This window comes from Flavobacterium columnare NBRC 100251 = ATCC 23463 (assembly GCF_002530675.1).
Taxonomy (GTDB): Bacteria; Bacteroidota; Bacteroidia; order Flavobacteriales; family Flavobacteriaceae; genus Flavobacterium; species Flavobacterium columnare.
The window spans coordinates 1-4,625 of record NZ_PCMX01000044.1 but is presented as its reverse complement, the minus strand read 5'-3'; the positions used below and the strand labels follow the sequence as shown (position 1 = coordinate 4,625).

The 4,625-nt window shown below is 28.2% G+C and carries 3 protein-coding genes; all 3 read left to right on the top strand.

What is annotated here, in order from left to right:
- The first annotated feature begins 48 nt into the window (after positions 1-48).
- The 3 genes from B0A78_RS06885 (at position 49) to B0A78_RS06875 (ending at position 4,430) form a co-directional block, all read left to right on the top strand.
- The gene (locus B0A78_RS06885) at positions 49-1,932 is read left to right on the top strand and encodes a LysM peptidoglycan-binding domain-containing protein (RefSeq protein WP_065213525.1); all 1,884 of its coding nucleotides are present in this window, start codon (positions 49-51) and stop codon (positions 1,930-1,932) included.
- A gap of 177 nt (positions 1,933-2,109) precedes the next feature.
- Positions 2,110-4,026, top strand: a complete 1,917-nt coding sequence (locus B0A78_RS06880) for a LysM peptidoglycan-binding domain-containing protein (protein WP_065213526.1) — start codon at positions 2,110-2,112, stop codon at positions 4,024-4,026.
- Positions 4,026-4,430: an OsmC family protein gene (locus B0A78_RS06875; RefSeq protein ID WP_014164715.1), complete on the top strand. Its 405-nt coding sequence runs from the start codon at positions 4,026-4,028 to the stop codon at positions 4,428-4,430. The genes B0A78_RS06880 and B0A78_RS06875 overlap by 1 nt, the downstream gene beginning before the upstream one ends.
- The last annotated feature ends 195 nt before the right edge of the window (positions 4,431-4,625 follow it).

Genomic DNA, 4,625 nt, shown 5'->3' with positions numbered 1-4,625 from the left:
CACGGCATTTTTATTTAAATTGGTGTTCTCAAATAAATTACTAAACTTATGCTTAAATACCTACTTTTTATTTTCTTTTTTTTATCTCAATACTATTACGCCCAACAAGAAAAGACATTTAAACACCTGATTCAAAAAAACGAAACCTTAGAATCTATTGCTTTAAAATACAAGGTTTCAAAAACAGAAATTCTAAAACTAAACACAGGAGCTGAAAAAGGAATTCAGGAAAATACGATTTTAATGATACCCAATGTACATTCTATTTCGTATATGTTAAAAAAAAATGATGTAAAAGCGGTACGTTATGATAAACACGAAGTTTTAAATAAAGAAACTTTATATAGTATAGCAAAACAGTATCAACTTTCCGTAGAAGAATTAAAAGAAGCCAATCCGTTACTTGCTCAAACGACAATTAAAGAAGGGCTCATTTTAAATATTCCACAACAAGGAATTCCTTATCAGAAAAAAGTAGTTTTTGACGGTAAATTTCATGAAGTACAATCACAAGAAACCTTATTTAGTATCGCTCGTTTGTACAATGTATCAGTAAAAGATTTAGATGAAAAAAATGAAATCATATTAAAAGAAGGCCTTCAAATAGGACAAAAAATAGAAATTCCTAATAAAAAGAAAACACTAGACGGAAAAGCAAGAATTATAAATGATGAAACTATTTTTCATATAGTTCAGGCTAAAGAAACTAAATATTCAATTACAAAAAAATATGGTATAACAATTGATCAGTTAGAAAAACAAAATCCCGAAATCATTAATGGTCTGATTATTGGTAATAAGTTAGCTATTAATAAAAATACAATTAAAGCAAAAAATGAAAACGAAGAATTAATGATTGCATTGGCAGAAAAACAAGCTGTTATTGAAAAATCAAAATCACAAACCGTAAAAATTGAAGATTTAGAAGATCGTTTAAAAGTTCAAAAAGAACTTAATAAAAAAATGATTACACTCAATAAATTAAATATTAATTTAAATGCTATTGATGAAACGAAAAATGGTTCTGTAGAACGATTGCGGTTAATTTTAGATGCTAATAAAAAAATTCAAGAAGTTTTGATTGCTAAATTAGATTCTTTGGTGATTACCATGGAATACGATTTGAAACAATTAAAAATTAAAAATATAGAATCTTTAGAAGAATCAAAACGTTTGCAAAAAGAATCAGATCAAAAAAGAAAAGAAACAACGGATTTGGTACAACAATTAAAACATGATTTATCTGAAAATCGTCGCATAATTGTTGGAGTTATGCAAAAAGTCCAAAAGATAAATCTACAAGAAAATCAAGAATATAAGAAAAAAATACGAGAGCAACTTTCTGATAAAGATCAAGTAAGGCTTAATGAAATAAAAAAAATAGATCAAGATTTGACAATAAAAGAAGAAAGAAAAGAAAATTTACTGTCTAAAATAAATGATTTAGAATTAGAAGAAAAAACAGTTTTAAAACGCAAAATAGCGAAGGCTACTTTTTATAGTACTGAAGCAAGAGATTTTGATGATCGGTTAGCCTTAGTGAAATTAGAACGGGCTCAAAAAGAAATACCCATAACAGAAACTTCTAATACAGAAGCAACACTTGAGGAAAAAAGAAAAATTTTAAAAGAAAACACAAACGAAGAGTCTACAAAAATTGAAATTATTAATAACCTTCCAGAATTAGAAACAGGTTATTATTTAGTTGCAAACACTTTTACTGAATCAGTAGAGCGCGATGCTTTTGCGCTTCGATTGAGTTATTCAGGTGAGCGTCAAACCAAGTTTTTTTATAATATAAATAATTTTGGATATTATGTTTATACCAATAAATACCAAACATTAGAAGAAGCTTTGTTTGAATATAAGGTAAAACCAAGATCTGATTTATTTAAAAAACTGTTCATTGTTCAAATCAAAAAAGAACTCTAAATTTGGCCTTGCAAATAGTGCTAAAAAACTTTTGAATAAAAAAACGAAAATGATTTTGTTATCAGCTATTTATAGCGATGTAATCAAGATTTTAAAATTAAAAAGCGTATAATTTTGCTTTAAAGGACTAGTTGTAATACTAATTTAAGAGACTTGTAATAAATATAATTTACACACATGAAAAATTTTTTTGGGATTTTATTGATTTTAGGAGGGCAATTTGTGTCAGCTCAAGTAGCAATGATCAAGCACAAAGTGGTAAAAGGGGAGAGTATTTCTCAAATTGCACAAAAATATGGAGTTCCAGCCTCTGAAGTATATGATTTAAACCCTGATGCGCGCGCCAAAATAACAGAAAATACAATATTAATCATACCTGTTAAAAAGAAAAAAGAAACCGTTAAAAAAGAAGATTTAAAAATTATAAATCACACAGTAGCTGAAGGTGAAACACTATTTAGTATTGCAAAAAAATATCAAGTAACACTGGGTGAAATTGAAAAACTCAATCCTTCTGTAGTAAAAGGATTAAAGATGGATGAAGTATTAAAAATACCTGTAAAATCAGAATTTAAAACGATTCCTAAAAAAACAACACCCCAACAAAAAATACCCATAGAACACACGGTTGAAGCCAAAGAAACTAAATTTGGAATAGCTAAACAATACGGTATTACAGTAGAAGAATTAGAAACTAAAAATCCTGATATTGTTGGAAAAGAGTTGATTATAGGTCAAAGCCTACTCATTAGAGGTAATAAATCAAAAGAAACGATTAAACCCAAAGCAGAAGAAGGGAGTCAAACAAAAAAAACAGAAATCCTTAAAGGAGGAGGAATGACACATATAGTGAAATCCCAAGAGACTTTATATGCTTTAGCTAATCAATTTAGTTGTTCACAAGAAGAACTAATAGCACTTAATCCAGAATTAAAAGAAGGTTTAAAAGAAGGAATGATCTTAAAAATACCTGCTATTTTTAAAAGAAAAGAACTAAAAAAAGAAATCATTGATTTATCAAAATACATTTCAATGGGGACTTCTAAAAAAATGGCTCTTTTATTACCTTTTAATATAGCCAAACTAGATCAAGATACGATCAATTCAACTAAATCAAGATTGAAGAAAGATAAATTTTTAAATATGACTTTAGATTTTTACTCAGGAGCTTTGATGGCTATTGATTCAATTAATAAGCTAGGCGCAAAAGTAGATGTAACCATTTTAGACTCTGATGAAACTCGCTCTTCTTCAAATGTATCAGCTTTAGTGAATGAATATGAATTAAAATCATACGATGCAATCATAGGTCCTTTTTATCAAAACAACGTTGAAAAATTAGCAGCCATGTTAGAAAAAGTACCTGTTATTTCACCTTTGTCTAAAGATTATGATAAAAAATACCCTAATCTTTATCAAGCTACCCCATTGCCAGATGATATAAAGAAAGCCATGTTTGAATTTATGCGATCTAAAAATGGAAATATTATAGCAATAGTAGATCCTAAAAAACAATCAGCAAAACAATACATACAAGAAAATTGTAGAGAAGCTAGGTTTGTAAATGTTTCTGATTCAGGTGTTTTAGATGTGTCTAGTCTAAAAGCATTATTAGTTACAGGTAAAACAAATTACGTGGTAATGGAAACAGAAAAGACAAATTTAATTTTATCTATTACAACTAATCTTTTAGCATTACAAAAACAGTTTGATGTAAAATTAGTTATTCTAGGAGAAAATGAAGCACTTGATTTTGAAGAAATTCAAATGAAAAGATTAACAAAATTAAAAATGCACTATCCTTCCCAGCATAGAGTAAATACTTCTAAAGAATACCAAAATTTTGAAAATCAATACAGAAGAAAAAATAAAACCAATCCAAATACATTTGCAATTAGAGGATTTGATGTAACATTTGATACGCTTTTAAGACTTATACAAGAAAAACCTTTTGCGGATACGGCTAATGATAACAGTACGGAACAAGCAGAGAGTCGATTTGATTACCAGCCTAATCAAGAAGGAGGGTTTTATAACAAAGGAATTTATATTTTATACTACGATACTGATTTAACAATTAAACAAGCAAATTAATGGCAACTTCTAAAGTAACTTATTTAGGAAAACTAAGAACCTCTTCTGTTCATTTAAATTCAGGTTCTGAAATTATTTCAGATGCCCCAATAGATAATCAGGGTAAAGGAGAGGCATTTTCGCCAACAGATACAGTTGCTAACGCCTTAGCTTCTTGTATGTTTACCGTTATGGGGATCAAGGCACAAGAATTGGAAGTAGACTTTTTAGACTCAACGGCAGAAGTAACTAAAATCATGGGAACAGAACCAAGACGTATTACCGAAATCCATATCGTTTTTTCAATGTCTATTCATCCAGATCAAAAAACAAAAACTATTTTAGAACGTACCGCTATGACCTGCCCCGTTTTTTATAGCTTACATCCTGATATAAAAAAAGAAATAATTTTTAAATGGAAATAATTCTATAAAGATAGTTGCAGTAAGTAAATTTTTAAAATAAAAAGGAATCTCATCATTATTCGGAAGTTATTTAATAGGGTAGAGATTCCTTTTATAAAGAAATAAAAAATCTTTATACAAACTTTTTGTATTGTAAAGTTGTTGATTATTATGATCTTAAGGTTTAATAGTTGAAGTTTTTTTTAAAATATAAAT

What these genes read in the sequence shown, in the direction of transcription:
- B0A78_RS06885 (WP_065213525.1), top strand. Translation starts at nt 49, where the DNA reads ATGCTTAAATACCTACTTTTTATTTTCTTTTTTTTATCTCAATACTAT.
- B0A78_RS06875 (WP_014164715.1), top strand. Translation starts at nt 4,026, where the DNA reads ATGGCAACTTCTAAAGTAACTTATTTAGGAAAACTAAGAACCTCTTCT.
- B0A78_RS06880 (WP_065213526.1), top strand. Translation starts at nt 2,110, where the DNA reads ATGAAAAATTTTTTTGGGATTTTATTGATTTTAGGAGGGCAATTTGTG.